Source organism: Tardiphaga sp. 866_E4_N1_4 (genome assembly GCF_052076075.1).
GTDB lineage: Bacteria > Pseudomonadota > Alphaproteobacteria > Rhizobiales > Xanthobacteraceae > Tardiphaga > Tardiphaga robiniae.
Window position 1 is genome coordinate 2,292,144 of sequence record NZ_CP197242.1, and the last position, 26,620, is coordinate 2,318,763.

Sequence of the window (26,620 nt, forward strand, 5' to 3'; positions counted from 1 at the left end):
CTCTAATACAAAAACGCATATCAAAATCACAAGCGCCCCCGGACGCGCGCAAATGCCGCAATGTAGACGCCCGGCATCAGCATCGCGACAGACAGCGCGAGGCAGACCAGATAGGCAAAGCCACCGGCGAAAAGCCGCTGCCACGGGCCCGTCAGAACCTCATGAATTTGCCAGCTGAAGAGTGCCATCAGCGCTGCCGGGAAACACGCGAGAAACATCAGGTAGAGCAGCTTGCGCCGGGACCCCAGGACGATCATGACGCCAGCCAGAAGAACGATACCACGGGCGGCTTCACCCAGTCCAAGCAACAAGGTGCCCCATTCATGCGCCGTGGGCAGGTATGAGGTGAGAAGGTTAACTACGATATTAACCAGATAGGCAGTGACGATGATGGCAGCGGCCGCAAAATTCCGGCCTGCGCCATTGAGGATGCGGATCAGGATCCAGCCAAGCGTCGCAGCCCATAGGCCAAGCGCGATGCCGCGCAAGGCCTGACTGGTCAGGAACAGCGCCTGCTCGTTGAAGGCGCCGCGCAGAAAAACCAGCCGCACGATCTCCGGCGCGAACATGGCGAGAAAGACCGATGCCGGCACCGCCAGTGCGAGAATGGGCCGAGCGATCCCTTCGATCTGCGCGCCGACATCCTTCGGGGGATGGCTGGACAGCACCGCCAGCCCGACCGGCTGGCTGATCAGCAGCAGCGCGCTTTCGGTCAGCGTGCGTGCATAGTCCAGCGAGGCCACCGCACCGGTCCCGACCCGCGATGCCAGCAGGCGTTCGATCCAGACATTGGCCTGTTCGGCGACCGGTAGCGCGAGCAGCGGTCGCAGCCGACGGAAGAATTCGCGGCCCGACGCCAACACCGATGACAGCGACAGGCCCTTGAAGCTGAGCACGCCCTCGCGCCACATCGTGTAGAGCCCCCAGGCGCCAAGCGCGTTGAAGGCAGCCGAGAACGACCAAGCCAGCGTATGAAAGTTGCCGGACACAGCGACCAGTGCGATGCCCATCAGCACGGCGATGTTCAGGATGCTGGCGCGGATATTCGTCAGGCGTGTCCGGCCGAGTGCGATTTCACCCGCAGCCAGTACGTTGATCATCGCCGAGGCCGGCATGCCCAGCGCCATGATGCGAATGAAGTCGAGAGTGAGGCTACGCCCCTCCGCCGAAAAGCCACCGACCAGCGCATCCACAGCCCGCTCGCCGAGCGCCTGTAGTCCAACCATCAAAATCATGGCGATGCCGGTGATTGCCACCGTCATGGCACCGAGGCGCTGCGGTCCGTTGCCGTCCTTCAGCGCGTCCCGATGCATCGGGATCATCACTGCGGGCACGGTCTCGTTCTGCAAGAAGGCCAACGGCAGCATCACCGCCGTGATCGCGCCACGAAAGCCGTCGGCGACCAGCGAGGCGCCGAGCACTTGCGCCATCAAGATCTCACGGCCGAAACCGAGCAGCTTGCTGGTCAGCGCACCGCTGATGAGAATCGCCGTAAATTTCCGCGTCGAATGCCGGGCACCGCTCATAAGCGCGCCGCTACGGCCCGATCAGGGGCCGTCCAGGAACGCAAATTGCAAACTGAGCAGCGATGCGCGGTCACACAGGCGCTCCCGCGGCCGCTCGCCCGATCAAGTTTGAAACCGTCTGCAGCATCTGATCGACGCTGTAATGCGAGCGCGCTCGCGCTTCGGCATATTGCAACTGGCCCGCCAGTTCAGGCGGGCGCGACATGACCTTGGTAATAGCGGCGGCCAGCGCATCGGCGTCCCCTGGCGGCACCAGCGTCCCGGCCTTGCCGGCTTCGAGAATATCAGACGCCGCACCGGCATCCGTCGCAATCACAGGCACATCGGCGAGCATGGCTTCGACCAGCGTGCGACCGAAGGGCTCGGGATCAATCGACGGATGGATCATCGCATCGACGGCGCGCATCAGCCTCGGCACGTCGCCGCGCTGGCCGAGGAAATGCACGCGATCGCCGAGACCGAGATCCGCCACCATCCGGTTGAGCTTCTCGGCATAAGGCTCTTCGCCAAACAGCGCAGCCCCTGCAATAATACAGCTGACGCCCGGCGTCTTTGCCAGAGCCTGCAACACGATATGCTGGCCCTTCCAGGCCGCGAGGCGACTGAAGACGCCGACGAGCGGTCCTTCAGGCAATTTCAACTCGCGCCTGATCTCAAGCGGCGTGCTGGCGTCCGGCGGCACATCAAGACCGTTAGGCACGATCGCGACCAGCTCCTTGCGGCCGCCTTGGGCAATGAAGGCATCTGCAGCAGCTTGCGAAGGAACGACCACCTTTGCCGTACAATAATTCGCCAGCGCCACCTGCACGCGGCGCTGCGTGGCGCCGAAATGCTCACTGCTGATGATATCGTGCAGGTGCCAGATCAGCGGACGCCGCGCCAGCGTGGCGGCGACGGCCGATAACACAAAGGCCTTCTGCGAATTCGCATAGATGACGTCATGACGGCGCGCTTCGCGCGTCAATTCGGCAATGATGGCCCCGAGCCGACCAATCAGCGGAAAGGCTTTCAGGATTGAGCTATCGCGCCTGACATCCGAGAGCCCCTCGCCCCAGCGCGACACACGCACCTTCAGGCCCTTGGCTGCAAGCGCCTGATGCAGCGGGCCATCCTCGAACAGGAAGGCCGCCTCGCCCGCCCATGGCTGAACAAGATCGATCAGAACGAGCTCAGCGCCGGAGATAGAGCCCGTATGGCAGACGAACAGAACGCTGGGAGCGGGCATCACGTCGCTCCGGCATAGGCATTATTCGAAACCCGGTCTGTGCCGCTCGGCGTATTGGCGTCCGGCATCATGGTGACGGCAATGCCGAAGACGCTGCCGCCAGCGACACGGATCGCGCTGGATGTCGCCACTGCCTGCCCGATCGAGGAGCGGCCGGAACGCATGCAGAGCAGCACACCATCGACCTGCCTGGCCAGCACGCCCAGATCGGTCTGGATGCCCGGCGACGGCGCGTCGATCAGGACGACGTCGTAGACCTGGCTCCAGAGCAGGAGATCACCGAGCGGCTTACGCATCAGCAGTTCGGCGGATGCCGAGAACGGCCCGGCCGGAATGACGTCGAGATTGGGAGTCGCGGTGCGGACCACCGCTTCGCGCGGCGTGATGTCGCCGCGCAGAATTCCCTGCAACCCCATGCTGCTGCGTAAGCCCAAGGCTGTTTCGAACTTCGGCGCGCCGAAATCGCATTCGATCACCAGCACACTGCGGCCAGCCGTTGCGAGATATTGCGCCAGGGTCAGGGTCAGAAACGTTTTGCCCTCGGCCGTCGTCGGCGACGCGACCAGAATCTTGCGGCGTGTCCTGGTGTCGTTCGACGTCAGCAGGCCCGTCGCCAGATCGCGGAGTGCATCCTGATAGTGCCGATCCTGCAGCGCGAGCGGCAGCGCACGCGACAGCGAGGAGCCGGACTGCGCCGTGAGGATCGCACCGATCGGCGATTCCGATGGATCGCGCTTGACGGTCGGCAATCGTGCCAGAACGGGCGCGCCGGTGACGACGGCCAATTCCGATGACGACGTCGGCAGTGGCGGTCCGGGACGCGGCGTCACGGGGGCAGTCGCCTGAACAGGGGCCGGAGCGACCGGCGCAGCGACTGCGACAGGTGCAGCTACGGCGGCAGACGCAGCGGCGGCAGGCGCGTCTGCACGCACCGGGCGAATATTCGCCGTCCGCAGCCGGGACAGACCCGCAAGATTGACGCGATCGCCGAAGAAGGCTGCGACGAATGCGAGCAGCAGGCCGAGCGTGCCGCCAGCGGCCAGGAACGGAATTTTCTTCGGGAAAAACGGTTTGGTCGGCAGTTCGGCAAGACTGACCAGCCGTGTATTGCCAATCAACACGCGCCGCTCGGTTTCGAGTTCGCTGGCGCGCTTGTAGAGATCGGCATATTGCTGGCGCTTGATCTCGGTGCTGCGCACCATGCTCTCAATCGAGGCCTCGTCCGATGTCGCCGAGCCGACTTCAGCCTTCACGGCATCCATCTGCTTTCTGAGCGCGTTCACGAGGGCATCATTAGCGTCGAACGCCTTCTGCGCACTGGCTGCAATGCTCGCCACTTCCGTGGCCATGCGCTCCTTGATCGCGGACTGCTCCTGCTCCAACGCACGCAGCGACGGGTGCCGCGGCCCCAGCACATTGGCCTGGCTGGCGAGCTGCGCGGTGGCGACCGTGAGCTGCTGCTTGAGATCGGCGATCGAACGGTTCGACAGCACTGACGGCGAGTCGGCAGCGCGCGCCTGATTGGTCTTGATTTCCTGCAGTCGGGCAAGCGCATCGGCACGCGCGGTCTCGGCGGTCGACAGCTGCTGGCTGATGCTGCTCAGCCGCTCCGAGCTGATCGGTGCCAGCGATCCGCGCATCAAGCCCTTGTTGCGGCGAAATGCCTGGATCTTGGCATCGGCATCGCGCAACTCTGCATCCAGCTGCTTGGCTTCCTTCCAGAGATAGGACGCGGCAACCTCGCGGCTGCTCGCACCCGATGTCCGTTGCTCGTCGAGAAACGCATTGGTCAGCGCATTCGCCATCTTCTGCGCGACTTCGGGGATCGACGAAGTGTAGGAGATATTGATGACGCGCGAACGTCCGACAGCACCGATCGCGAAATTTCCCGACACATAGTCGATCAGCGCCGCCGTATCAGTCTTCATCTTTTCGCAGGTGGAGCTGCTGCTCCTGCTCTGACACTCTTCAATCGCGGCTTCCGTGACGCCCGGCTGCTGCATGGCGAGCCGCATCACCCGCGGCGAGCGCGCAATCAGCAGTTGGCTTTCGACGTCGGCGGGGTCGCCGATCTTCTGCGCCCAGGCGGCGGATGCATTGCTATTGCTGGGCTCCTGCTCGGCAACGATCACCGAACCTGTGGCGAGATAGCGCACGGGCAGCACGACCAGCGCAATGACCGTCAGGATCATCACGCCGAGAAACACAGCGCCGAACAGGCTACGATTGCGCCAAACCCTGAGCAGCGGGCTCTCGCCCGCCGCGCCATCGGCGGCTTCCGTATTCGTAACGATGGCGCGTTTGGTGAACATGCGCGTCAGACTTTACTACGGGGCGCTGGCACCGCACATCCCTGCGCCGTAACGGTGCTCACCCAGCGCAACCACCCATGACCGACCGCGACACGCATACTGAACCCTTTGTCCCCCGAACCACAAATCCACTGCGGGGAGCAGGTCTACTATCCATTCATTAGGGATGTTTTGGTTAAGGGCGGGTTTAAAATGCTAACCAATACCTTTGCGCTGCCCAATTAGTAGGCTGTTACGCATCTCCCCGGGTCGGTGCCGCATTAGCGAGCTACGGACACATGGCGGCTTTGGTTGCGAGCCGGAACTAAATCTCGCAGCGGGGCGTTCCGGAACTGCTGCAAACCGGAGTTCCCCCATGAGCCTTCTGAAATGGGCGCTGATCTTCTTTCTGATTTCCGTCGCCGCCGGCCTGTTGGGCTTCACCGGCATCTCTGCTGCGACGGCCGACGTCGCGCGCGTGCTGTTCTATATCTTCCTGGCGATCTGCATCGTGCTGCTGGTATTGGGAATCACGATCTTTCGAGCCTGACGCGCCAGCCGGCGCGCCATTCCGGAATTTAGTGAATGCCGACGCCGACCAGCCGATCGACCAGCGCGCGGTCGGCAGTCAGCACATCCGGCGTACCGCTCCAACTGGTACGGCCCCGCTCCATCACCATGACGCTGCTTGCGAAATCCAGCGCACGCTCGATTTGCTGTTCGACCAGAATGATAGTGACTTCACCGGTGGCGGCCAGCTTCGCCAGCAATGCCATCAGTTCGTCGCAGATCACCGGCGCCAAGCCTTCCAGAGGCTCGTCGAGCAACAGGATCGAGGGCTTGCCCAGCAGTGTCCGGGCCATCGACAGCATCTGCTGCTCGCCGCCTGACAACTGCTTGCCGTAATTGCCGCGGCGTTCGCGCAGCCGCGGGAACATCGCATAGGCTTCATCGAGCGCCGACGCCGGCCGCCCCTTCAGCCCGGTGCGCAGATTCTCCTCCACCGTCAGCGAGGCGAAGATGTCGCGGGTCTGCGGCACATAGCCGATACCGAGATCGGCGCGCGCCGAGGTCCGCTTGGCCGTGACGTCCTGGTCGCCGATCCTGATCTCACCGCCATGGCGCGTCGTCAGGCCCATCAGCGTCGCCAGCAGCGTGGTCTTGCCCATGCCGTTGCGGCCGAGCACGGCGAGACGATCACCTGCTTTCACCGAGAACGAAATGCCCTCGATGATCCGCGTCGGGCCGTAGCCGGCGCTCAGGTTCTGGATATCAAGTGGCGCGGCGGGCATCGGCATAGCTCCCCAAATACGCGCGGCGCACTTCGTGATCGGCGGTGACCTCATCGGGCGATCCCTCGAAGATCAACCGCCCGGCCGCCAGCACCAGCACGCGCCTGGCAAACTTGAACACCAGATCCATGTCGTGCTCGATCATCAACACGGCGATATCAGGTGGCAGCCGATTGATCGCCTCGAGGATCTTGGGCGCCTCGTCATGCGGCACGCCGGCGGCGGGCTCGTCGAGCAGGAGCACCTTCGGATGCAGCGCGAGGCCGATGGCCAGCTCGATCAGGCGCTGCTGTCCGTAAGCGAGCTCGACGACCTTGCGATAAGCGAGCTTGGCGAGGCCAAGATGGCTCAGAATCTCGCTCCATTCTGCGCGGACTTCCGGCAGCTCCGTCGAGCTCGAGAAAAACCGGCGCGTGATTCGCTTGCGCTGCATGATCGCCAGCGCGACATTGTCGGCGACAGTGAGATTGGCAAACAGCCGCGTGGTCTGGAACGTGCGTACCAGACCGCGACGCACGCGATCGGGAATGCTGAGACCGGTGATCTCGTCACCGCCCATGAAGAACTGGCCTTCGCTCGGCGCGATGTCGCCGGTGATCAAATTGACCAGCGTGGTCTTGCCAGCGCCGTTCGGGCCGATCAGCGCGACGCGGTCGCCGGCAGTCAATTTGAAATTGACGTCGCGCGTCACATGCAGACCGCCGAACGAGCACGACACGCCGCGGGCTTCGAGGAGATTGGTCATGCCGCCTCTCCCTTGCGCTTGAAGCGGGAGGCCAGCGACAGCACCGGTTCGATCAGCCCGCGCGGCGCGAACACCACAATCAGGATCAGCAGCAGGCCGACCAGCGTCATCCAGTGGAACGGATTGGCGGCGGCCACGATGTGCTCGAAGATCATGAAGATGATCGTCCCCGCCAGCGCGCCCCACAGATGCCCGGCGCCGCCAAGCACCAGCATCACCAGAACTTCGGCCGATCGTTCGAAGCTGACGCTATCGAGACCGACGACGCCGGTGCTGATCGCCGTCAGCGCTCCACCGATCCCGGCAACGGCACCAGCGACGCCATACATCACGACAAGGCGCGGATAGATCGAGACGCCGATCATCCTGGCGCGCAGGTCGTCGTCCTTGATGCCGCGGCACATCAGACCAAATGGCGAGCGCACGAAACGCTGCAGCAGCACGAACACAATGACCAGCACGCCCAGCGAGAACAAAAATGCCGTGCGGCTGTACATGTCGAAATTGAAGATGCCGAACACCTTGCCGGGTGTGATGCCTGACAGGCCGTCGCTGCCGCCGGTCAGCCACGACAGCTTGTTGGCAAGCGCGGCGACCAATTGCCCCACGGCAATCGACAGCACCAGTTGTGGGAGCCCGCGAAACCGCGTGATCAGCGCACCGGAGATCAGCCCCATGACCATTCCCGCGAATACACCGATCGCCAGCAACGCAATGGGATCGGTGATGCCACGCACGCAAGCAATGCCGGCGGCATAGGCGCCGACGCCGAATTGCGCGGCATGGCCGAGGGTGGCGACGCCGCAATAACCTGTGACCAGATCGAGCGACAGCACCAGGAATGCGATGCCGATCAGCCGCGTCAGGAACGCCAGATCGTCCGGATACAGAAAGTAGCCGATGGCACCGAGCACGATGATACTCAGCGCACCTGCCGCCTCCTGACCGAAGGGAATACTGCGCTTGTGCGGAACCTGGATCGCGACGATCTCGCTCATGCGTGCGACCTGCCAAATAGGCCATGCGGAAACAGGAACACGACGAAGATCACCGACAGATAGAAGAAGAAGTCGCCGAACTCCGGCGCGAGATACTTGCCTGTGGTGTCGGCGAGGCCGAGGAGGAGCGACGCCGACAGAGCACCAAGGATCGAGCCTGCGCCGCCGACAGAGACGACGACGAGGAACGTCACCATATAGCGCAGTGCATAGAACGGTTCGATCGGCAGGATCTCCGCGCCGACCACGCCACCGAATGCGCCCAGCCCGATCGCCAGCGCGAAGGTCACCGCATAGATGATTTCGGTGCGGATGCCCAAGGCGTCCGCCATACCACTATGATCGACCGAGGCGCGTAGCTTGATTCCGAACTCCGTCTTCTCGATCAGAAGCCACAGCGCCAGCGCCGTAACCACGCCGCAGGCGATGACAAAGATGCGATGGGTCGGCAGCATCCGGAAGCCGATATCGAGCGGACCACTGAGGGTCTGTGGCAGCGGAATCGATTTCAGCGACGGGCCGAAGATGAAATTGACGATGCCGATGATGAAGAACGTGATGCCGATGGTCATCAGCACCTGAATCAGCGGATCGGACTTCCGGTAGATCCGGCGGTACAACAAAATCTCGAACGGGATCGACACGATGATAGTGCCGACCACTGCCATCAGGATCGCGACGCTGTAATGCACATGCAGGTCGCGGATCGCATAGGAGGCCAGATAGCCGCCAATCATGGCGAAAGCGCCATGGGCGAGGTTCACGACGCGCATCAGCCCCATCATGATGGACAGGCCGATGGAAATGATGAACAGCACCATCCCGTAGGCGACGGCGTCGGTCATGATGCTGAAGACGGTACGCATGATTGATCCTATGCCGAAGCAGCGCCCGAGCGCCATTCCGGAAACTGCGGCATGGCGTCATGGACGACAGCGCCGCGCACCATGGTGAGTAACACCTTCGTCTCTTTCAGAGGGAGGCACTCGGCGGCGAAGGGATCGCGATCAAGGGCGATCAGATCGGCCGCCATGCCCGGCATCAGCGTGCCGCGCCAGTCTTCCTGCCTCATCGCGATGGCGCCACCGACCGTATAGCTGTGAATGGCTTCGCGGACGCTGATGGCTTCACCCTGCCCGATCGGCGCACCATTGTCCGAGGCGCGGCTCACCGCATCGGCGATGCCATCCCACGGAGACCACGACCCGGTCGGCGCATCTGAGCTGGCGATGTAAGTGACGCCCGCGTCGATCACCGAGCGGCCCGGATAGCAACAATCGGCGCGCGGACCGAAAGCACCGGTAATCGAGCGCCGCATCCGGGTGAGGAAACTTGGTTGGGTGACGACGAGCGCGCCCAATGCCTTCATCCGCGCCAGCCCACCGGCGGGCGGCACGAAGTAATGTTCGATGCGATGCCGGGCATCGGCGCGGGGATACGCTGCTTGCGCCTTCTCATAGGCTTCAATGATGCAGTCGATACCGCGATCGCCGGTACAATGAACGGCAACCTGCCAGCCGTCCGCATGGGCCTCGGCGACCACGCGTTGCAGTTCGGTTTCATCGCGCATGAACATGCCGCGAGATGGCGTATCGAAGAAATCCTCGCTCACCGCCGAAGTTCGCGCGCCGACGATGCCATCGGCGAAATATTTCAGCGTCATGGACTGCCAGTCGGCGTCTTGCGTCGGCGCCAGCCCACGCGCCGCCGCTTCAGCCGGGTCGAGCTGGTTCATGAAGCCGAGCCGCATTGGCAGCACATCGTTATTTGCGCGGATCTCGTTCCAGATCGCGAATTCATCATCGAAGCCGACGGTGAATCCGACTGCGGCTTCTACGACAGCGACAAGACCTAACCTGGCGCTATCGGCAATTGTCGCGCGCAGAGCCGCGGTGAGCTCATTGCGATCCATCGGCGGCGCAGCACGGAATATCAGTTCGGCTGCGCTTTCTTTGGCGCTGCCGTCCAGTCGGCCATCCTCGGAGCGCCCGAACGTGCCGCCTTCCGGATCGGCGGTGGCATCGTTGATGCCCAGCAGTCGCAGCGCGGCACTGTTGACGATGGCGACATGACCGCAGAAGCGGCGGATCAGCACCGGGTGATCGGGAATGATGACGTCGATCTCGGCCCGTGTCGGCAGCCGATGCTCCGCCAGCCCGTTCTCATCGAGGCCCGCACCGTAGACCCATTTATCACCTGGAATGGCGCGCGCACGCGCAACCAGCAAATCAAGCACATCGGATATCGTGGGCGCATCGCGCGGCGTCACCGGCACCTGCAGCCGCGCATGAGCGATGGCGAACAGATGAATATGCGCGTCGGTGAGGCCCGGAATGACGGTGGCACCCGCGAGATCGATGGTCTCGTCGGCAGCTGGCGCAACATCTGCTGCACCAATCCAGACCACCTTGCCATCGCAGACAACGATGCTGTCCGCTGGGGTTTCATCCCAGGCAGAACGATAGATGCGGGCATTGGTCAATCGAAGCGAGCGCGCGCGGCTGGTCATGTCGAAAGAAATCTCATCTCGCGCGACGATGTCGCAGAAAGAGGGGGATTCCGCAACGAGGCGGAATCCCCGGCATTGCCTACTTCGTGCTCAGCGCCCAGTCCGGCTGATCGGCGAAGGTCTGGCTCTCCTTGTTGATCAGCTTGCCGTCCACCTTCTCCACACTGCGCAGATAGACGTTCTGGCGAATATGACGCGTGGTGGGATCGATCGACACCGGACCGCGTGGGCTGACCCACTTCATGTCCTTGACGGCATCGACCGCCTTGGCGGCATCGCGCTTGCCGTCAGTTGCCTCGATCATCTTGTAGATCAGGCGCGCGCCGTCATAGGCCGCGACCGACGTCATGGTGACTTCGTCGAGGTTGCCGCCGCCCTTCTTGATGGTGGCAAGGAAGGCCGCGTTTTCTTTGGAGTCGTGCGACACCGAATAGTGATAGGTCGAGAGGATACCGATGCCGGCATCGCCGATATTCGGCAGATCCGGCTCGGTGACGACGTCACCGGTCGACATCAGCTTGACTCCGCCGGCCTTCAACCCGTTGTCGATATAGGCCTTGACGAAACCCAGCGTCGGCGGGCCGGATGGCAGGAAGGTGAAGATGGTGTCCGCGCCGGAATCCTTGATGCGCTGCATGATCGGGCTGAAGTCGGTGGTGGCGAGCGGAATGCGAACCGCTTCGACCACTGCGCCGCCCTCACCTTCGAACGTCTTCTTGAATGCCGCTTCAGCATCGACACCCGGACCGTAATCGCTGACCGCGATGGCCACCTTCTTGGCGCCGTTCTTCAACGCAATTTTCGCGGCAGGCACGGTATTCTGCCACATCGTGAAGGAGGTACGGACGATATAGGGGCTCTTCTCGACGATCGACGAGGTCGCCGCATTCATCACGATCAGCGGCGTCTTGGATTCTTCCAGCAGCGGCGCGATGGCCATCGCGTTCGGCGTGAAATAGACGCCAGCGAGATATTGCACCTTGTCCTTGACCAGCAGCTCCTGCGCCAGCGCCTTTGACTTGGCGGGATTCGGGCTCTCTTCATCGCGATAGATGAATTCGACATCATGCTTGCCTGCTTTGGTGCCATGCTCGGCGACCCAGGCGTCGATGCCCATCTTGAAGTTCTTGCCAAACAGCGCGTAAGGGCCCGACATGGTGCCGATCACGCCGACCTTGATGATGTCGGCGGAGGCCGTGCCGGTCATCAGGCCGAGAACGGCCAGTGCAAGAATGGATTGGCTGCGTCTGTTCATTTGCGGTTGTCCCCGTTGGAAAGTTAAGAAAACTATTCGGCAAACCTGTATTCAATAAACGTGCCGAGATGGCCCGTTTGATCCGGCATCAGCGCGCCGAAATGACGCGTCAAAACATCTCGAAATATTCGCGCTGCTCCCAGTCGGAGACTTCCGCCTGGAAGCGATCGATCTCGGCATTCTTGATATGCGTATAATAGTCAACCATGGTCGCGCCCATCTTCTCGCGGAAGAAAGGATCTTCCTTGAGCGCGAAGGTCGCCTCGCGCAGCGACTTTGGCAACAGATCGGCATTGGTCTCGTAAGGCGTGTCGGCTGATGGCCCCGGATCGAGCTTGCGATCGACGCCGTCGAGACCCGACAGGATCTGCGACGACATATAGAGATAGGGATTGGCGGCGGGTTCGCCGACGCGATTTTCGATACGCGTCGCGGAATCGCCGGCACCGCCGAGGACGCGCAGCATCGCGCCACGATTGTCGCGGCCCCAGATCGCCCGATCCGGCGCCAGCGAATAGGAGCGATAACGCTTGTAGCCGTTGATGGTCGGCGTCGTGAACACGGTCGCCGCGCGCGCATGCGCGAGAAGACCTGCGAGATAGCCTTGCCCGAACGATGACAGCGGCTGCGTGCCGTCGGTCGGCATGAACGCGTTTGCGCCGGTTGCACGCGATACGATTGACTGATGCAAATGCCAGCCAGACGACACGACGTTCGGAATCTTCGGCCGGCACATAAACGTGGCGTGGTAGCCGTGGCGATGGGCGATCTGCTTCACGGCGCTGCGAAACAGCACCATGCTGTCGGCGGGCGTGAGGCCGACGGTCGGCGCAAAGGTGAATTCGCACTGGCTCGGGCCGTATTCGACTTCCACCGAACGTAGCGGCAGGCCAAGCGCGATCACGTCGCGCCGGATGATTTCGAGCACCGGCTCCATCTGGTCGTAGCGCTGCTCGGTGAGGTAATTGTAGCCGTGCGAGAGAAGACTGACCTCCGGCGGATTGCCGGGCTGGCCAGCATCCTCCGGCTTCATGCGGTTGTTCTCGACATTGAAGATATGAAATTCGACTTCAAGACCGGCGACGAAATCATAGCCACGTGCGCCGAGATCGCCGAGCACCTTCTTGTAGAGATTGCGCGTCGCGAACGGCACCGGACGTCCGTCGGCGAAATGCACGTCGCACAGAACCCACCCGGTCTCAGGCGCCCAAGGCAGTATCCGAAACGTGCTGGGATCGGGGATCATCAACACATCGGCCGCGCCCTGCATTTCGGGAATGCCGAAGCCGCCACCGGCGGTGAACACCGGAAACACCGTCTTGTGCGACGTGTCCTTGGCGAACATGGTTGTGGTGATCGAGCAACCGCTTTCGAGACAGCGCAATGCCTCGCTGGCGATCAGCGTCTTGCCGCGCAGGATGCCGTGCTGATCAGGAAACGACAGCCGGATCACTTCGAGCTTGTGCTCTTCGACCATGCTGCGCAGCCGGACAGCTGCTTCTTTTTGCTCCGCGGACCACAAACCGTGACGCTCAACGAAACTCAACGCACTCTCCCGCGGCTGTTCTGATCGATCTTCACTCTGCCGCCGGCAGGTGGATGACATTGGACCCCGGCTCGGTCTGATCGGCCGGAGCAGCTGCCATCCATGGCGCACCACGGCGACGGGCGACGTCGACTTCCATCCAGTAGGTTTCCCAGCCCTTGGTCGGCCCGATGCCGTCCATGGTGCCCGGGCCCTGAATGCTGCGCGCGGTGTCCGCATCGAGCGACATCATCGGCCTCTGGCCGCCGGCAACTTTCTCGATCTCCGCACGCAGCAGCTTGCGATAGGCGATGATCGCCTTGTCGCTGGAGCCGAGATGCTCGCGGGTACGATCCTGGATCTTGCCCATCGACTCCACCGCCCACTGGTCGTGGACGTTGATGTCGGCGCCCATGCCCGTATAGGTTTCGTGCTTCTGCTCGTGCGGATTGAAGCCGTAGTCGTTGGTCTTGTTCTTGCGCGAGGTGTAGTTCGGCAACTCGTAAAGTTCGAGCCGCTGGTCGGTCATCTTCTTCTTGTCGACCGGCGCCGTGTAGCTGGTAAAGATCGCATACCAGTAGCAGTTCTCGTCATCGACCGGCACGTGCCACTGGGTGATCGTCATTTCCGTGCTCATGGGGATGACGAAGCCATGCGGGAATAGCTGGTTGGTGACGCGCACATGGGTACGCTCCTCGTCGAGCTCGCGCAGCGCAATCAGGCGCAGGCCGTATTCGGTGGATTCCACATTGATGATCGGGCGATCATATTCGCGCAGGATCTTGGTCATCGGCAGTTCGGTACCCGCGGAGGCGCCGCGGAACTGCTTGCCGTAGGACGCCTTGACGTCCTCGTCCTCGAAGAAGCGATGCAGGAACGAGGCATGGGCGGGATCGATGCCGACCTCCAGCGCCTGCAGCCAGTTGCATTCGAACAGGCCCTTGAAGGCGAAGGTATATTGGCCGGGTGCAGCGAAGCAGTCGATTTCCGGGAATGCCGGCGGCTCGCCCTCGCCCAGATAGGCCCAGAGAATGCCGCCCTTCTCGACCACGGGATAAGCGCGCTGCTTGATGCCGGCGCAGAGCTTGGAGGTCTTCGGCTCGGCCGGCGTCTCCAGGCACTTGCCCTCGACGTCGAACAGCCAGCCATGGAATGCGCAACGCACGCCACCGCCTTCGAGACGGCCGAACGCCAGATCGGCGCCGCGATGCGGGCAGTCGCGGTCGAGCAGGCCATAGCGGCCCTGCTCGTCGCGGAACAGGACAAAATCTTCGCCGAGCAATTTGACCGGACGGATCGGACGATCCCCTTCGAGCTCAACGACCAGTGCCGCCGGCTGCCAGTATTGGCGCATCAGCTTGCCCGCGGGCGCCTTGGGCCCAATGCGGGTGATCAGGTCGTTCTGCTCTTGGCTCATCATGGCAAGATTTCCTTTTTAACTCTGGCGATGCGCCTTTTAACGCTGAAATACAATCTTGCCGCCGACCATCGTCATATCGGCGGTGATGTCCTTGATCTGGTCGTCCGGCACCGTCATGAAGTCGGCGGAGAGCACCACGAGGTCGGCCAGCTTGCCGGCCTCCAGCGTCCCCTTCCGCGTTTCCTCAAACATGTAGCGCGATGCCGCGCTAGTATAGAGGCGAAGCGCCTGTTCGCGCCCGATCGCTTCGGATGCGCCGTAGACCTGGCCGGCCGGGTCCTTCCGCGTCACCATGATATACATCGTGAGGAACGGATTCAGCGGATTGACCGGGAAATCGGTGCCGGCGCCGAGATTCTCCAGTCCCATTTTCTCGATCAAAGTGCGCGTCGGGACCGCACGATCCGCGGTCGGCCTGCCGAGGAAACGCGCGACCGTCGCCGCCTTGTCCCACATGAAGGCGTTCTGGAAATCGATCCGCGCCCCGACGCGGCGTGCCCGCTCCATCTGTTCGGGGCGGATCAGGCTGGCATGGATCAAAACGAAGCGGCGATCCTTGATCGACTTTTCCTTGTCGGCGGCTTCGAACGCATCCAGCACCTGATCGACGCCGAGGTCGCCGACGACATGAACGCCGACCCGCCAGCCGCGAAGGTTGGCGATCGACACCAGCTGCTTCAGCCGCTCGGGCGTGACCTGCGCGATTCCATGATAATCGTCATGGGAGTCCGGATAGGCCTCGCGCATCATGGCCGTCTTCAGGGTCATGCCGCCATCGTAGAAAATCTTGATGCCGCCGAGCTTCAGCCAATCGTCGCCGAAGCCCGACGTGGCGCCGTTGCCGCTCATGATGGCGTCCCAACCGGCGGAGTCCGCGGGCGGCTCCGGTCGAAACATCGTTCCGACCCGCACTGTCGCATCGCCGGCCAGAGCGAGCTTCTGCAGAATCTGCGTGTCGCGCGCGCTTGTCGCCCCCTCGACGACGCTGGTGATACCGAGGCGGTTGAGCGCGGCCTCGGCGAGACGATATTGCCGCAACTCCTCGTCTTCGGTGTAGGGCGGCACGATGTTCTCGACCAGCGGGATCGCCGTCTCGACGAGCACGCCATTGACGTCGCCGCTCGCGTCCCGCTCGAACGCGCCGCCGGCTGGATCCGGCGTGCTCTTGCCGATGCCCGCCTTCTGCAACGCCAGCGAATTGGCCATCGAAAAATGACCGACGGTCCGCAGATAGACCGGATTGTTGGGGGACACGCTGTCGAGTTCCTGGCGGGTCAGGTAGCGCTTTTCCGCCAGCTGCGACGGCGGATGCCAGCCGCCGGTCGTGATCCACGCGCCGGGCTGCTTCTTCGCAACGAACGCCCGAATGAGATCGAGCGCGCCGGCCACGTCCTTGGCGCCGCCGAGATTGACCACATAGTCGCCGAGCCCGGCCGCCTTGAAATGCGCGTGGGTGTCGATCAGGCCGGGGACAACCGACTTGCCGGCGAGATCGATGACCCGGGTCTGCAGACCGGCCAGCGGCTTGATCGCGGCGTCACTGCCGACCGCGAGGATCTTGCCGTCGCGGATGGCCAGCGCTTGCGCGATCGTCGATTGGCCGTCGAGGGTGAGGATCTTGCCGCCCGTCAGGACGACCTGGGGCGCGTTCGGGTCAGATTGCTGCGCCACCGCCGGCAAGACGGCGGCGCCAATTGCAATGGCTCCTGCAATCAGACATTTCGCACCCAGATGCATCTCGCCGCTCCATCAACAATGTTCAATAGACGAACGAATGTGCGAATATTATCGTTAGACTAATTCCAGGCAAGCAGAATTTTGCAGCAGGATTTGCCGCGTCACTGAGCATATGCAGCAATTCACGCCTAAAGCATCACCTTGCGCAGAACGAACACTTGTTCAATATACGGACGCAATTCGGGAGCTGATGATGTCGAAGACTTTGAATTCGCGTGTGGATCGGACCCAGAGCGCGCGCTCGTGAGCGGCCTCGTGATCATCGGCGCCTCTTACGCGGGCGTCCAGGCCGGCATCAGCGCGCGCGAGAAGGGCTATCAGGCGCCAATCCGCATCGTCGCCGATGAAATCCATCTGCCCTATCAGCGACCGCCGCTGTCCAAGGCATTTCTGTCCGGCGACGTCGCGCACAACAGTCTTTTCCTCCGCGGCGAGGACTATTTCAAGACCCAGGGCATCGAACTGGTGCTGGGCCATCGCGCCATCGGACTCGATCGCGCGGCCGGCCGGATCGCACTGGACGGCGGCGACAGCCTGCCCTTCGATCAGCTTGTCATCGCCACCGGCTCGCGGGCGCGACGGCTCAGCGTGCCCGGCCATGAGCGCGACGGCATCGTCTATCTGCGCACCCTCGATGACGCGCTGCATCTCAAGCCCCGGCTCGAAGCAGCCAACGACGTCGTCATCGTCGGCGGCGGCTTCATCGGCCTCGAAGTGGCATCGACTGCCGCCAAGGCCGGCAAGAAGGTGACGCTGATCGAGGCGCAGTCGCGCCTGCTGGAGCGCGCGGTATCGCCGCTGATCTCGCAATTCCTTCTGGATAGCCATCGCTCCCATGGCCTCGACATCCGCTTCAACGAATCCGTCATTGCCATCGAAGGCAACAGCGCCGTGCATGAGGTCGTCTGCTCCAGCGGCCTGCGGGTGCGCGCCGACCTGATCGTCGCCGGCATTGGCGGCATCGCCAATGACGAGCTGGCCGCGCAGGCGGATATCACCTGCACCAATGGCATCGATGTCGACGAACATGGCCTGACCAGCGCGCCGAACATCTATGCCGCCGGCGACGTCAGCAATCACCACAACGGCTTCGCCGGCCGCCGCGTCAGGCTGGAAGCCGTGCAGAACGCCACCGATCAGGGCAAGGCTGTGGGCGCGATGATCGCCGGCAGACCCGAAGCCTATGACGCAGTGCCGCGTTTCTGGTCGGATCAATATGACGCCAAGCTGCAGATCGTCGGCCTCTCCGCGCCGACCGACAGCGCGGTGATCCGCGGGTCGATGGATGATGGCAAGTTCTCGGTGTTTTATTATCGCGACGGCAAGCTCACCGCCGTCGACAGTATCAACCGGCCGGGCGACCAGATGATCGCGCGTCGCCTGATCACCGCGTCACTGTCGCCAACACCAGAACAGGCCGCCGATCTGTCATTCGATCTGAAAAAATTCGAAGCAGGCAAATAGGGCGGACCCGCGGCTCATGCCCAAGATCAAGCGCCCCGACGACGAACGCGGCAATACCGACTTCATCGAGAGCCTCGATCGGGGCTTGAGGGTGTTCGAACTGTTCGGCGCACATTCGCGCCCGATGACGCTGAGCGACGTCGCCAAGGCAGCCGAGCTGCCGCGTGCCACTGCGCGCCGCATCCTGTTTACGCTGGAACGCAAAGGCTATGTGACCAGCGACGGCAAGCTGTTCGCGCTGTCACCGCGCGTCCTGGCGCTGGCTGGTTCTTATATGACGTCCAATCAGGTCGTCACCATCCTGCAGCCCGTGCTCGACAGCATTTCCAGCGACGCGCAGGAGATCTCATCGCTCGCGGTGCTTGAGGGCCATGAGGTGATCTTCGTCGCCCGCGCCAGCCCGGCGCGGGTATTCTCCGCCGGCATCGATCTCGGCTATCGGCTGCCCGCCTTCTGCTCGTCGGTGGGCCGCGCGATGCTCGGCAAGTATTCCAACGACGACCTCACCGCGACGCTGGATGCCATGGACCTCGTGGCAATGACGCCGTTCACGGTCATCGACAAGGAACTGCTGAAGGCCACCATCATCACCGACCGCGAGAAAGGCTACTCGCTGGTCGACCGCGAGGCCGAACCGGGCTTCCGCTCGATCTCGGTGCCGGTGCGGCGCTACGATGGCGCCATCGTCGCCGCCATCAATATGGGCGCCCATGTCGACCGGGTCTCGACCGGGGAAATGATCGATCGCTTCCTGCCGCTGCTGCGCGATGCCGCAGATTCGGTGAAGCCGCTGCTTCTTTAACGCTGTCCCCTCATCCTGAGGAGCGGCCACTTGGCCGCGTCTCGAAGGATGAGGAGCCCTACACTCATGGTTCGAGACGGCGCCAAGTGGCGCCTCCTCACCATGAGGTCCGAGATTGAACACGCACCAGGAATTGTCCTCTCATGCCCCATATCGTCATCGAACATTCCACCGACGGCCATGGCGACGCGCTCGACATCGCCAGCCTGATGCAGGCGTTGCACAATGCCGGCGCCGCCACCGGGGTAATGAAGGCCGCCGACATCAAGGTGCGCGCGATCCCGTATGCGCATCACCTGATGGCCGGCCGGGCCGAAGGCTTCTGCCACCTGTCGGTCTCGATGCTCGAGGGCCGCACACCCGAGCAGAAAGTCGCCGTGAGCGAGGCGTTGCGCGCGGCAATGGTTTTGCTGCTGCCGCACACCAAAAGCCTCAGCGTCGATATCAGGGATATGGACGCGGTCGCCTACAAGAAGCGCGTGAACGATTAGAGCCGCGCTGACTGCCTTCTCCCCGCCTGCGGGGAGAAGGTGGCGTCGCGAAGCGACGACGGATGAGGGGGAGCCTCCGCAGGCGCGGAGCGAATGGAGAGCCCCCTCACCCGACTTCCACGCGCTTCGCGCGTTGCAGTCGACCTCTCCCCGCAAGCGGGGAGAGGTAAGGCACTCCTCCAAACGAAAACGGCGCGGCATGCCCAAGGGAATGCCGCGCCGTCTTCAATTCTGGTCGGCTGCGGTCACCTCATGGGCGACCGCGCCGAGGGTCCGCTTAGACCGCGTCCTTCGCAGCCTTGACCGGGCGGGCGCGCACGATCTTGCGGGCCGGCTTGGCCTTGAAGGTCATGGCTTCGCCGGTGAAGGGGTTGGTGCCCTTGCGTGCCTTGGTGGCGGGCTTCTTGATGACGACGAACTTGGCGAAGCCGGGAACGAGGAACACGCCGCTCTTCTTCAGCTCTTTATAGCCGAGGGTCGCCATGGTCTCGATAACGCCCTTGACGTCCTTCTTCGAGAGCTCAGTGGTCTCAGCGATTTTCTCGATGAGCTGCGACTTCGTCATTTGGTCTGCCATTTTGCACCTTTTGGTTTGCCGTGATTCGGTGAGACAGACACTATGAGGAATTACGGGAAAAAACCCGTGCTCAATGAAATTTTCACAGATTTTGCCGGGAAAAATGATGTTTTTTGACCATCAAACCCCGATTCGACTTGTACGGCAGGGTTTCAGGACCCTCGCAAGCGCAAAATACTTAGATTAAGGGGCCTACGGAGTCGCGGCAGGCGACAGAAACGCACTGCAAAAATCCCCCCCAGATTCGCCCTCTCACCACATGGTCTGGCGCGCCCTTTCCGGCCATTGCCGATCGTATTCCGGACCACCGACCCGGCGCTCGCTCATCTCCGCCAGGATCTCGCCGGGCGTCGGCAGAGTCTTCGGATCGACGCGTTTGTCAGGGTTCCAGAGATCGGACCGCACGATGGCGCGGGCGCATTGGAAATAGATCTCTCCGACCGTCATCACGATAACCGTGCGGGGAGCCTTCTCTGTCACCGCAAAGGATTCAAGCAATGCGGGATCCGCCGACAGATGCGCCTCTCCATTGATGCGCAGCGTCGTGCCCGAGCCCGGGATCAGGAACAGCAGCGCGATCCGCGGATCACGCACGATGTTGCGCAGGCTGTCGACGCGGTTGTTACCGCGGCGGTCGGGCATCATCAGGGTCTTCTCATCATGGATGCGAACGAAGCCCGGCAGGTCGCCGCGTGGTGAGCAATCCAGCCCCTCCGGGCCGGTGGTCGCCAGAGCGGCGAAGGGCGAGACCTCGATCAGCCGGCGATATTGCGCCGTTACACAGTCCGCGACCTTGGCGGTGGATGCTTCGCCGATGTCATCGAAACGGCCGTAGATCTCCTCGAGCTGCTCGATGGTTTCGATCACCGACATGGCCGCACTGCCCTCCGCCGTATCTATTGACCCCTGATGACCCGTATCAGGTCATCCGCATGATCTTCCGCGACACCAATATTGTTGATCGTGACGTCGGCACCTGATGTCTCGACGCTACGCTTGAGCCGATCGCCGATCGGCCCATCGGTTGAGCGTCCCCGTGCCGCAAGTCGCGCCGCAAGCACTTCCGGCGGCGCCGTGATCGACACCACGACGACATCTTCATAAGCGGCACGTAGCGCCGGGATAACCGTCCGCGAGATATTGGCAACGACATTGCGGCCGGCGCGAAGCGCATCATCGATCGAGCGCGGAAGCGCATAACAAAGACCATGCGCTTCCCAGTGGACGGCGAAGGCGCCGCTGGCCTGTGCCTGACGGAACGCCTCCGGCGTGACCTGCGCATTATTCTCGAATTCCGACGCCTCGCGCGTCACCACGCGGCGCGTGAACACCACATTGTCGTCATCCGCGCAGGCGGCCTGCGCCAGACCGATCAGCGTATCCTTGCCGGCACCCGACGGGCCGACCACCAGCACCAACCGGCCGGGGCCGATCCGACCTGCTTGCGCTTCGGATATCGCCGCGGTGTCGGTCATGCCACGCGACGTCCTTCGCGCCAGACATTGCGCACCACCGGCACTTCATGCGCCACATGGACGCGGATCACGTCGGCGCGCTTGCCGACCGCGATCTCACCGCGGTCCATGAGCCCGACTGCTTCTGCGGGCCGCTTGGTCACGGTGCGGATCGCGCTCGCCAGATCGATGGATGGCACCTTACTCGAGAGCTGCAAGGCTCCCATCAGAAGGCTCGACGGCACATAGTCCGACGACAGGATATCCAGCATGCCTTCGCGGGCGAGATCGATCGCCGCGATATTGCCGGAATGCGAGCCGTTGCGGACGACATTCGGCGCTCCCATCAGGATGCCGATGCCAGCCTTGTGCAGGCCTTGGGCAGCCTCCAGCGTCGTCGGGAATTCGGCCACCGAGACCTTGTCTCCAACGGCTTCGGTCACGTTGTCTTCCGTGGTGTCGTCATGGCTCGCCAGCGGAATATTGCGCCCGTGAGCCAGCGCCACGATCGCCCGCATATTGCCTGCCGCATATTGCTGCTGGCAAGCCAGGCGTTGCGCGAACATCACATCGAGCTCGGCATCGGACTTGCCGCCCTTGCCGCGATAATAGGTGCGCAGCTTCTCCTCATCGCGGAACTGGCGCTGGCCAGGCGTATGATCCATCAGTGACATCAGCCGGACGTTCGGCTTCGCCAAGAGTGCCTTCGCTTCCTCGACCACGGTCGGCATCGGAATCTCGCAGCGCAGATGCAGGAAGTGATCGACCCGCAGGAGACTGGCTTCGCCGGCAGAAGCAATGGAATCCACCAGCACGCCGGCATAGCTGTCGATGCCCTGGCTTGAGTCCTCACACCCGACCCGCACCGAGTCGAGCACCGTGGTGATGCCCGACGTAGCAAGCTGGCCGTCGTAGGAGACGACGGCAGCGATGGGATCCCAGAACACCTTCGGCCGCGGCATGAAATGGGCTTCGAGATGATCGGTGTGCAATTCGATCAGGCCGGGCATAATCAGATCGCCGCGCGCATCGTCGCTACCACGTGGCGCATCACCCTCGCCGAATTCGGCGATGCGTCCACCAGCGAAGGCAATCCAGCCCTTGTCGATGACGCGGTCGGCGAGAACGATCCGGGCGTTGCCGATGACGGTTTCGGTCGATGATGCGGTCATGGTTCTCTTTCTCAGGCAGCAGCAGCGGCGAAGGATGCGACGTCCACCAGCCGGTCGGCGATCAAGTGCCGTACTTCGTCGTCATGCACAATGGCAACCATGGCGACGCCGGCACGTTTTTTCTCGGCGACCAGTTCAACGACCACGGCTCGGTTGGCGGCATCGAGCGACGCAGTCGGTTCGTCCAGCAGCAGGATCGGCAGATCGGAGATAAAACCGCGCGCGATATTCACGCGTTGTTGCTCGCCGCCGGAAAAGGTCGAGGGCGGCAGCTTCCACAGCCGCTCGGGAATGTTGAGGCGCTTGAGCAACGCCCCCGCACGCGCACGCGCCTCCACGCGCGTTACGCCAGCAGCGAGCAGCGGCTCGGCCACGACATCGATCGCTGCCACACGCGGCACCGCGCGCAGGAACTGGCTGACATACCCGATGGTGTCGCGGCGCACACCCAGGATCTCGCGCGGCTCGGCGGTGGCGATATCGATGACGTCACCGTTGTGGCGCACGCCGATGGTGCCGCCGTCGCAGCGATAATTGCCGAAGATCATCTTCAGGATCGACGATTTGCCGGCCCCCGACGGACCGGACAGCACGACACATTCGCCCGGTGCCACATGGAACGAGACGTTGCGCACCACCGGCAGGCGGATGCCATCCTGCAAATGCATGATGAAAGTCTTTTCGGCGTTGCGGATATCGATCATCGGAATCATGTTGACCTCACGCCGGCAGGATCGAGGAAACGAGCAATTGCGTATAGGGCTCTCTGGGATCGTCGAGCACCTGATCGGTGAGCCCCGTTTCGATCACGCGACCTCCCTGCATCACCATCACGCGATGCGACAGCAACCGCGCCACCGCGAGATCATGCGTCACGACGATGGCCGACAGACCAAGCTCGCTGACCAGCGTGCGCATCATGTCCAGCAAACGCGCCTGCACCGATACGTCCAAGCCACCAGTCGGTTCGTCCATGAACACGAGACGCGGCTCGGTGACGAGGTTGCGCGCGATCTGCAGCCGCTGCCGCATGCCGCCGGAATAGGTCCGCGGCGCATCGTCGATACGCTCGGGCGAAATCTCGACGCGCTCGAGCCACGAGGTCGCGGTATCACGAATCTTGCCGTAGTGGTTCTGACCGACGGCCATCAACCGCTCGCCGACATTGGCGCCGGCCGAGACCGCCATGCGCAGCCCCATCGCCGGGTCCTGATGCACGAAGCCCCAGTCGGTGCGGAACAGGAAACGCCGCTCAGCCTCGCCCATGGTGGCAAGGTCGCGGGTCACGCCGTCGCGCATCCGGTAGGAGACGCTGCCGGTGGTCGGCGCTAACTGGGCGGAGAGAATCTGCAGCAGTGTCGATTTGCCGGACCCGGACTCGCCGACAATGGCCAGCACCTCGCCGGAATAGAGTTCGAAGGACACGTCGCGGCATGCCGCAAGACGGCCATAAGATTTTCCCAAGTTTGCCGCAACGAGCAACGGCTCGTCACTCGCAGCCGCGCGCGCCCCCGGTACAGTTGAATTCGCTGTCACATCAAGCATTTGCGCTCTCCGCATAGGGCGCAGCATTCTCGCTGCCGCGATGCCCCTGTGATTGCCGCGTTTCGCAATAATCGGTGTCGGAGCAGACGAACATCCGGCTGCCCTTGTTGTCGGTGACGATCTCGTCGAGATAGCTATCCTCGGCATTGCACAGTGCACAGCAGGCCTTGTGCTTGTAGGGCTCGAATGGATGATCCTCGAAATCCAGCGACACCACCGATGTGTAAGGCGGGATTGCGTAGATGCGCTTCTCGCGGCCGGCACCGAACAGTTGTAGCGCCGCGCAATTGTCCATCTTCGGATTGTCGAATTTCGGCGTCGGCGATGGGTCCATCACATAACGCGCATTGACCTTCACCGGATAGGCATAGGACGTGGCGATATGGCCGAAGCGCGCGATGTCTTCATACAGCTTTACATGCATCAAGCCGTATTCGGCGAGCGCATGCATACGCCGCGTCTCTGTCTCGCGTGGCTCGAGGAAACGCAGCGGCTCGGGGATCGGCACCTGATAGACCAGCACCTGATGCGCCTGCAGCGTCGCTTCGGGAATGCGATGCCGTGTCTGGATCACAGTCGCATCGCCCGTGCTCGTGGTTACCGCAACGCCGGCAGTTTTCTCGAAGAATTTACGGATCGAGATCGCGTTGGTGGTGTCGTCAGAGCCCTGGTCGATCACCTTGAGCTTGTCGAAGGGGCCGAGAATCGCCGCCGTGACCTGCACGCCGCCGGTGCCCCAGCCATAGGGCATCGGCATTTCCCTGCTGGCGAACGGCACCTGATAGCCGGGGATCGCGATCGCCTTGAGAATGGCGCGGCGGATCATCCGCTTGGTCTGCTCGTCCAGATAAGCGAAGTTATATGTCGGCGCGTTCATTCCGCGGCCTCCTGAAGAGCAACTGGCGTCTCGTTGGCATCGGCGAATTCCTTGCGCAGCTTGCGGAGCAAGCCGAGCTCGGACTGGAAGTCGACGTAATGCGGCAGCTTCAGATGCTCGACGAAGCCGGTCGCCTGCACATTGTCGGAATGCGACATGACGAATTCCTCGTCCTGCGCCGGCGCCTTGATGTCCTCGCCGAGTTCGCGTGCACGCAGCGTGCGATCGACCAGCGCCATCGACATCACCTTGCGCTCAGACTGGCCGAAGGCGAGACCGTAACCGCGGGTAAAGCAAGGCGCCTCGGTATCCGAGCCCTTGAACTGATTGACCATCTGGCATTCGGTCAGCGTGATCGATCCCAGCGGCACGGCGAAGCCAACATCCTCGGCCATGAATTCGACCTCGACTTCGCCAAGACGGATTTCGCCGGCAAAAGGATGGTTGCGGCCATAGCCGCGCTGCGATGAATAGCCGAGCGACAGAAGAAACCCTTCATCGGCCCGCGCAAGATTCTGAAGGCGCAGATCGCGGTCTGCCGGGAAGCTCAGCGCATCGCGGGTGAGATCGCCCACCGGCTTCTCGGGATCTTCGATGGGCGACGTTTCAATCAGGCCGTCGCGGCCAAGAATATCGGTGACGCGCGGCATCACGCCCGGCTCTGCATCGGTCATGGCCGGCTGCTCGGGCGAGGATTCGCCGGTCAGCACCGGATCGAGCAAACGATGCGTATAGTCGAAGGTCGGGCCGAGCACCTGGCCGCCCGGCATGTCCTTGAAGGTCGAGGAGACGCGGCGACGCACCTGCATCTGCGACGTATCGACGGGCTCACTCGAACCGAACCGCGGCAGCGTCGCGCGGAAGGCGCGCAGCAGGAAGATCGCCTCGATCATGTCACCGCGTGCCTGCTTGATGGCCAGCGCCGCGAGCTCGCGGTCATAGAGCGAGCCTTCGGTCATCACGCGATCGACGGCAAGACCGAGCTGATTGGAGATCTGTGCCAGCGATACTTCCGGCACATCGCGATCGCCGCGGCGTTCATGAGCCAGCAGACGATGCGCATTCTCGATGGCGCGTTCGCCACCCTTGACGGCGACATACATGCTCAGCCCTCCTTCGCGACAACACGCGTGGTACGCGGCAGCGCGACAATGGATTCGCCGGACACCAGCACAAGATCGATGCCGCGGGGAAACAGCGAGGCATTCAGCGCGAGACGATCTAGCAGATCCGGCACGCCGATCGCAGCACGCAGGATTGTGGCACCATCGATACCGGGGCCGCGCAGCTCATAGGCAGGGCCTTCAGTCAGGCTCGCCACCTGCAGAATGATCGTGGTGGAGCGATCCGGATATTCGCCGGTGCCGAAGGCGAAGTGCTCGAAGGACGGCAGCGCGGATGCATCAGCCACCACGGCGAAGGCACACACGGCGGGATCGGCGATGACCGGCGCGCTGGTGTGAAACTTGATCCACTTGGCAACATCCATCGTCGCCGCCAACTTGCTATCGAGCCACACCGGCGTGTCCTGATCGAACAGCGTGAGCGCGATAGCGGCCGCGCCGCGCATCATCGGCGCAGGTACGCCCGAAACAGCCTGAATCCGCTGCACGGTGCCGGGACGCGCCATCGCATCCATCACCGAACGGAAGGTCGATTGCGCTGCGAGGACCTTATCCGCGAAACCGGCCGGCATTTCCGCAACTGTCGTCATG

Annotated in this window: 25 protein-coding genes; 4 read left to right on the top strand and 21 right to left on the bottom strand. The window is 62.7% G+C overall.

Annotated features, from left to right (window positions below; genetic code table 11):
* Positions 1-26: 26 nt before the first annotated feature.
* From AB8B20_RS11285 to AB8B20_RS11295, 3 genes are all read right to left on the bottom strand, one after another.
* Positions 27-1,526, bottom strand: a complete 1,500-nt coding sequence (locus AB8B20_RS11285) for a lipid II flippase MurJ (RefSeq protein WP_439072628.1) — start codon at positions 1,524-1,526, stop codon at positions 27-29.
* 70 nt (positions 1,527-1,596) lie between these two features.
* Positions 1,597-2,751, bottom strand: a complete 1,155-nt coding sequence (locus tag AB8B20_RS11290) for a glycosyltransferase family 4 protein (protein WP_439072629.1) — start codon at positions 2,749-2,751, stop codon at positions 1,597-1,599.
* A complete protein-coding gene (locus AB8B20_RS11295) occupies positions 2,751-5,063 on the bottom strand; it encodes a GumC family protein (protein WP_439072630.1) in 2,313 nt (770 codons plus the stop codon). The genes AB8B20_RS11290 and AB8B20_RS11295 overlap by 1 nt, the downstream gene beginning before the upstream one ends.
* Positions 5,064-5,418: 355 nt before the next feature.
* Between AB8B20_RS11295 and AB8B20_RS11300 the strand changes: the two genes are divergently transcribed.
* On the top strand, positions 5,419-5,592 hold the full coding sequence (locus tag AB8B20_RS11300; protein WP_439072631.1) for a DUF1328 domain-containing protein: 174 nt from the start codon (positions 5,419-5,421) through the stop codon (positions 5,590-5,592).
* A gap of 28 nt (positions 5,593-5,620) precedes the next feature.
* Here AB8B20_RS11300 and AB8B20_RS11305 read toward each other — a convergent pair whose 3' ends face one another.
* The 9 genes from AB8B20_RS11305 to AB8B20_RS11345 form a co-directional block, all read right to left on the bottom strand.
* Complete coding sequence (locus AB8B20_RS11305) at positions 5,621-6,334, bottom strand: ABC transporter ATP-binding protein (protein WP_439072632.1); 714 nt, start codon at positions 6,332-6,334, stop codon at positions 5,621-5,623.
* Positions 6,315-7,079 (bottom strand): ABC transporter ATP-binding protein, encoded by a 765-nt coding sequence (locus tag AB8B20_RS11310; RefSeq protein WP_439072633.1) that lies wholly within the window; start codon positions 7,077-7,079, stop codon positions 6,315-6,317. Before AB8B20_RS11310 ends, AB8B20_RS11305 begins: the two co-directional genes overlap by 20 nt.
* A complete protein-coding gene (locus tag AB8B20_RS11315) occupies positions 7,076-8,077 on the bottom strand; it encodes a branched-chain amino acid ABC transporter permease (RefSeq protein ID WP_439072634.1) in 1,002 nt (333 codons plus the stop codon). Before AB8B20_RS11315 ends, AB8B20_RS11310 begins: the two co-directional genes overlap by 4 nt.
* On the bottom strand, positions 8,074-8,943 hold the full coding sequence (locus AB8B20_RS11320; protein ID WP_184519134.1) for a branched-chain amino acid ABC transporter permease: 870 nt from the start codon (positions 8,941-8,943) through the stop codon (positions 8,074-8,076). The genes AB8B20_RS11315 and AB8B20_RS11320 overlap by 4 nt, the downstream gene beginning before the upstream one ends.
* Before the next feature lie 8 nt (positions 8,944-8,951).
* Positions 8,952-10,586: an amidohydrolase gene (locus AB8B20_RS11325; protein ID WP_439072635.1), complete on the bottom strand. Its 1,635-nt coding sequence runs from the start codon at positions 10,584-10,586 to the stop codon at positions 8,952-8,954.
* 79 nt (positions 10,587-10,665) lie between these two features.
* A complete protein-coding gene (locus tag AB8B20_RS11330) occupies positions 10,666-11,841 on the bottom strand; it encodes an ABC transporter substrate-binding protein (RefSeq protein ID WP_439072636.1) in 1,176 nt (391 codons plus the stop codon).
* 109 nt (positions 11,842-11,950) lie between these two features.
* Positions 11,951-13,387 (bottom strand): glutamine synthetase family protein, encoded by a 1,437-nt coding sequence (locus tag AB8B20_RS11335; RefSeq protein ID WP_439062813.1) that lies wholly within the window; start codon positions 13,385-13,387, stop codon positions 11,951-11,953.
* A 31-nt stretch (positions 13,388-13,418) separates the two neighbouring features.
* Positions 13,419-14,786 carry an aromatic ring-hydroxylating dioxygenase subunit alpha gene (locus tag AB8B20_RS11340; RefSeq protein ID WP_439072637.1) on the bottom strand — a complete coding sequence of 456 codons (1,368 nt, stop codon included), beginning with the start codon at positions 14,784-14,786 and terminating at the stop codon, positions 13,419-13,421.
* Between the two features lie 36 nt (positions 14,787-14,822).
* Positions 14,823-16,523 (bottom strand): amidohydrolase, encoded by a 1,701-nt coding sequence (locus AB8B20_RS11345; protein ID WP_439072638.1) that lies wholly within the window; start codon positions 16,521-16,523, stop codon positions 14,823-14,825.
* Between the two features lie 243 nt (positions 16,524-16,766).
* Between AB8B20_RS11345 and AB8B20_RS11350 the strand changes: the two genes are divergently transcribed.
* The 3 genes from AB8B20_RS11350 (at position 16,767) to AB8B20_RS11360 (ending at position 19,280) form a co-directional block, all read left to right on the top strand.
* A complete protein-coding gene (locus AB8B20_RS11350) occupies positions 16,767-17,987 on the top strand; it encodes an NAD(P)/FAD-dependent oxidoreductase (protein WP_093756771.1) in 1,221 nt (406 codons plus the stop codon).
* Positions 17,988-18,003: 16 nt separating this feature from the next.
* On the top strand, positions 18,004-18,789 hold the full coding sequence (locus tag AB8B20_RS11355) for an IclR family transcriptional regulator domain-containing protein (RefSeq protein ID WP_089265361.1): 786 nt from the start codon (positions 18,004-18,006) through the stop codon (positions 18,787-18,789).
* Positions 18,790-18,932: 143 nt separating this feature from the next.
* A complete protein-coding gene (locus AB8B20_RS11360) occupies positions 18,933-19,280 on the top strand; it encodes a 5-carboxymethyl-2-hydroxymuconate Delta-isomerase (RefSeq protein WP_089265362.1) in 348 nt (115 codons plus the stop codon).
* 277 nt (positions 19,281-19,557) lie between these two features.
* Here the strand turns inward: AB8B20_RS11360 and AB8B20_RS11365 are convergent, their stop codons facing one another.
* The 9 genes from AB8B20_RS11365 to phnH all read right to left on the bottom strand — a co-directional run bounded on the left by AB8B20_RS11365 (position 19,558) and on the right by phnH (position 26,619).
* Positions 19,558-19,857 (bottom strand): HU family DNA-binding protein, encoded by a 300-nt coding sequence (locus AB8B20_RS11365; RefSeq protein WP_068735221.1) that lies wholly within the window; start codon positions 19,855-19,857, stop codon positions 19,558-19,560.
* A 252-nt stretch (positions 19,858-20,109) separates the two neighbouring features.
* Positions 20,110-20,730 (bottom strand): pyridoxamine 5'-phosphate oxidase family protein, encoded by a 621-nt coding sequence (locus AB8B20_RS11370; RefSeq protein WP_439072639.1) that lies wholly within the window; start codon positions 20,728-20,730, stop codon positions 20,110-20,112.
* A gap of 23 nt (positions 20,731-20,753) precedes the next feature.
* Positions 20,754-21,332, bottom strand: a complete 579-nt coding sequence (gene phnN, locus AB8B20_RS11375) for a phosphonate metabolism protein/1,5-bisphosphokinase (PRPP-forming) PhnN (protein WP_093756774.1) — start codon at positions 21,330-21,332, stop codon at positions 20,754-20,756.
* Entirely contained in the window at positions 21,329-22,483 is a 1,155-nt protein-coding gene (locus tag AB8B20_RS11380) for an alpha-D-ribose 1-methylphosphonate 5-triphosphate diphosphatase (protein WP_439072640.1), read from the bottom strand. The genes phnN and AB8B20_RS11380 overlap by 4 nt, the downstream gene beginning before the upstream one ends.
* An 11-nt stretch (positions 22,484-22,494) precedes the next feature.
* Positions 22,495-23,196 carry a phosphonate C-P lyase system protein PhnL gene (phnL, locus tag AB8B20_RS11385; RefSeq protein WP_439072641.1) on the bottom strand — a complete coding sequence of 234 codons (702 nt, stop codon included), beginning with the start codon at positions 23,194-23,196 and terminating at the stop codon, positions 22,495-22,497.
* A gap of 7 nt (positions 23,197-23,203) precedes the next feature.
* Positions 23,204-24,028 carry a phosphonate C-P lyase system protein PhnK gene (phnK, locus tag AB8B20_RS11390; RefSeq protein WP_439072643.1) on the bottom strand — a complete coding sequence of 275 codons (825 nt, stop codon included), beginning with the start codon at positions 24,026-24,028 and terminating at the stop codon, positions 23,204-23,206.
* Positions 24,021-24,905 carry an alpha-D-ribose 1-methylphosphonate 5-phosphate C-P-lyase PhnJ gene (locus AB8B20_RS11395; RefSeq protein ID WP_089265367.1) on the bottom strand — a complete coding sequence of 295 codons (885 nt, stop codon included), beginning with the start codon at positions 24,903-24,905 and terminating at the stop codon, positions 24,021-24,023. The genes phnK and AB8B20_RS11395 overlap by 8 nt, the downstream gene beginning before the upstream one ends.
* Positions 24,902-26,008, bottom strand: coding sequence for a carbon-phosphorus lyase complex subunit PhnI (locus AB8B20_RS11400; RefSeq protein ID WP_089265368.1), 1,107 nt, complete (start codon positions 26,006-26,008; stop codon positions 24,902-24,904). The genes AB8B20_RS11395 and AB8B20_RS11400 overlap by 4 nt, the downstream gene beginning before the upstream one ends.
* Before the next feature lie 2 nt (positions 26,009-26,010).
* Entirely contained in the window at positions 26,011-26,619 is a 609-nt protein-coding gene (phnH, locus tag AB8B20_RS11405) for a phosphonate C-P lyase system protein PhnH (RefSeq protein WP_439072645.1), read from the bottom strand.
* Position 26,620 lies beyond the last annotated feature (1 nt).

Coding starts and splice junctions, on each gene's coding strand:
- phnL (WP_439072641.1), bottom strand. CDS start 23,196: ATGATTCCGATGATCGATATCCGCAACGCCGAAAAGACTTTCATCATG.
- AB8B20_RS11340 (WP_439072637.1), bottom strand. CDS start 14,786: ATGATGAGCCAAGAGCAGAACGACCTGATCACCCGCATTGGGCCCAAG.
- AB8B20_RS11330 (WP_439072636.1), bottom strand. CDS start 11,841: ATGAACAGACGCAGCCAATCCATTCTTGCACTGGCCGTTCTCGGCCTG.
- AB8B20_RS11365 (WP_068735221.1), bottom strand. CDS start 19,857: ATGGCAGACCAAATGACGAAGTCGCAGCTCATCGAGAAAATCGCTGAG.
- AB8B20_RS11325 (WP_439072635.1), bottom strand. CDS start 10,586: ATGACCAGCCGCGCGCGCTCGCTTCGATTGACCAATGCCCGCATCTAT.
- AB8B20_RS11345 (WP_439072638.1), bottom strand. CDS start 16,523: ATGCATCTGGGTGCGAAATGTCTGATTGCAGGAGCCATTGCAATTGGC.
- AB8B20_RS11320 (WP_184519134.1), bottom strand. CDS start 8,943: ATGCGTACCGTCTTCAGCATCATGACCGACGCCGTCGCCTACGGGATG.
- AB8B20_RS11290 (WP_439072629.1), bottom strand. CDS start 2,751: ATGCCCGCTCCCAGCGTTCTGTTCGTCTGCCATACGGGCTCTATCTCC.
- AB8B20_RS11400 (WP_089265368.1), bottom strand. CDS start 26,008: ATGTATGTCGCCGTCAAGGGTGGCGAACGCGCCATCGAGAATGCGCAT.
- AB8B20_RS11360 (WP_089265362.1), top strand. CDS start 18,933: ATGCCCCATATCGTCATCGAACATTCCACCGACGGCCATGGCGACGCG.
- AB8B20_RS11300 (WP_439072631.1), top strand. CDS start 5,419: ATGAGCCTTCTGAAATGGGCGCTGATCTTCTTTCTGATTTCCGTCGCC.
- phnN (WP_093756774.1), bottom strand. CDS start 21,332: ATGACCGACACCGCGGCGATATCCGAAGCGCAAGCAGGTCGGATCGGC.
- AB8B20_RS11370 (WP_439072639.1), bottom strand. CDS start 20,730: ATGTCGGTGATCGAAACCATCGAGCAGCTCGAGGAGATCTACGGCCGT.
- AB8B20_RS11295 (WP_439072630.1), bottom strand. CDS start 5,063: ATGTTCACCAAACGCGCCATCGTTACGAATACGGAAGCCGCCGATGGC.
- AB8B20_RS11315 (WP_439072634.1), bottom strand. CDS start 8,077: ATGAGCGAGATCGTCGCGATCCAGGTTCCGCACAAGCGCAGTATTCCC.
- AB8B20_RS11395 (WP_089265367.1), bottom strand. CDS start 24,905: ATGAACGCGCCGACATATAACTTCGCTTATCTGGACGAGCAGACCAAG.
- AB8B20_RS11380 (WP_439072640.1), bottom strand. CDS start 22,483: ATGACCGCATCATCGACCGAAACCGTCATCGGCAACGCCCGGATCGTT.
- AB8B20_RS11305 (WP_439072632.1), bottom strand. CDS start 6,334: ATGCCCGCCGCGCCACTTGATATCCAGAACCTGAGCGCCGGCTACGGC.
- AB8B20_RS11310 (WP_439072633.1), bottom strand. CDS start 7,079: ATGACCAATCTCCTCGAAGCCCGCGGCGTGTCGTGCTCGTTCGGCGGT.
- phnK (WP_439072643.1), bottom strand. CDS start 24,028: ATGCTTGATGTGACAGCGAATTCAACTGTACCGGGGGCGCGCGCGGCT.
- AB8B20_RS11285 (WP_439072628.1), bottom strand. CDS start 1,526: ATGAGCGGTGCCCGGCATTCGACGCGGAAATTTACGGCGATTCTCATC.
- phnH (WP_439072645.1), bottom strand. CDS start 26,619: ATGACGACAGTTGCGGAAATGCCGGCCGGTTTCGCGGATAAGGTCCTC.
- AB8B20_RS11355 (WP_089265361.1), top strand. CDS start 18,004: ATGCCCAAGATCAAGCGCCCCGACGACGAACGCGGCAATACCGACTTC.